1 protein-coding gene and 2 pseudogenes are annotated in these 1,381 nt (G+C 49.8%); 2 read left to right on the top strand and 1 reads right to left on the bottom strand.

What is annotated here, in order from left to right:
* Together EKM89_RS13885 and EKM89_RS13880 are read left to right on the top strand one after the other, a co-directional pair.
* Positions 1 to 75: pseudogene (locus EKM89_RS13885) on the top strand (recombinase family protein); the annotation flags it as partial.
* Positions 76 to 184: 109 nt separating this feature from the next.
* Positions 185 to 1,207 carry an aldose epimerase family protein gene (locus EKM89_RS13880; RefSeq protein ID WP_125689353.1) on the top strand — a complete coding sequence of 341 codons (1,023 nt, stop codon included), beginning with the start codon at positions 185 to 187 and terminating at the stop codon, positions 1,205 to 1,207.
* On the opposite strand, the pseudogene EKM89_RS13875 reads toward EKM89_RS13880, so the two are convergent.
* Positions 1,158 to 1,381, bottom strand: a pseudogene (locus tag EKM89_RS13875) (hypothetical protein); the annotation flags it as partial. The gene EKM89_RS13880 and the pseudogene EKM89_RS13875 overlap by 50 nt on opposite strands.

Here is a 1,381-nt window from a genome sequence, read left to right as displayed (position 1 = left end):
GTGTCCCGAAATACAGGTATTAAACGGACGACCTTTATTCGATACCGTGTGAAATACGGTATTAAAAGAAAATAGGGACCCTATTTTCTTTACTTATAGTTTTGGGGGGTGTTTGGTAGATTGTACTTCCGGGTTGAGTATTATACAATGAAACCGGATTCTTAAATTTGGAGGTGCCGTATTTATGCAAATTACACAAGAAGTTGCTGGTGAACTCCACCAACAAACTGTGACCAAGTACGTTTTGACGAACGACCATGGGACCCGCGCGGCCATTTTGACCTGGGGCGGAACGCTGCAAGAGTTTAGTGCCTTAGAGGACGGACAACGTCACCAACTGATCGTTCACGAAGACCAGTTGGCGGCTTACGACCACAACCCGTACTATCTCTGTCAAGCGCTGGGCCGGGTCGCTGGGCGAATTGCCGGTGCCCAATTTGACCTGGACGGCCGGACGATTCAGTTGGACCAAAACGAAAAGCCCAATGCCAGTCACGGGGGCCCACACGGGTTTACCTTCGTTAACTGGGATGCCACGACGCAACAGACTGATGACACGGCGAGCGTCGTCTTGACCCATACCACCAGTGAGGCCGAGGATAAGTACCCTGGTACGATGACGACCACGTTGACCTATACCTTGGATAACGAGAATCAATTGAACATCACCTTTACCGCTAAGAGTGACGCGACGACGCTGTTCAACCCAACGATCCATACCTACTTTAACGTGACCGATGATCAACACGACCTGAACACGCAATGGCTGAAACTGAACAGTGACCGCCGCCTTGTGTTGGACCAGGCCAAGATCCCAACGGGTGAGAAGACCCCCTTAACTGGGACCGGGTTTGATTTTCACGAACCCCAAACGATTCAAGATGGTTTAGCAAAATTACAGAAGCATGGTATTGTAGAATATGATGATGCTTTTGAAGTCACCCCTAGTGACACGACACCAATCGCGACGGTCGGGGACACGACGGGGCACCGGGAAGTTCGGGTCTACTCTGATCGCAACGCGGTCGTCGTCTTTACTGCAAACGCGACCGATCCACAACGGGCCGCACAACGCGACTACAACGCTTTGGCCCTAGAAGCCCAAACGTTACCGGACGCCATTCATCACGCCGATTTTGGGGACGTGGTGCTGCCCGCTAATCAGGCCGTGACCCACACGATTCGGTATCACTACATCCGTAAGTGATAGATTGCAAATTTGTCAGCATAACCTGATACGGTGTTTGCCAGTCGAGTATTTTAAGCGGTCGCTGGTTAATTTGGAGTAACGTCGTCGTTAAATTTTGAGCACTAATGTGCTCAAAACGAGTCCCTTTAGGATAAAAATAACGTAAATTCCGATTAAAGCGTTCATTACTAC

Origin of the sequence: Levilactobacillus fujinensis (assembly GCF_003946335.1) — a bacterium.
Taxonomy (GTDB): domain Bacteria; phylum Bacillota; class Bacilli; order Lactobacillales; family Lactobacillaceae; genus Levilactobacillus; species Levilactobacillus fujinensis.
The sequence above is the reverse complement of the archived record's forward strand: the minus strand, read 5'-3'. Positions and strand labels throughout refer to the sequence as shown.

What these genes read in the sequence shown, in the direction of transcription:
- EKM89_RS13880 (WP_125689353.1), top strand. Translation starts at nt 185, where the DNA reads ATGCAAATTACACAAGAAGTTGCTGGTGAACTCCACCAACAAACTGTG.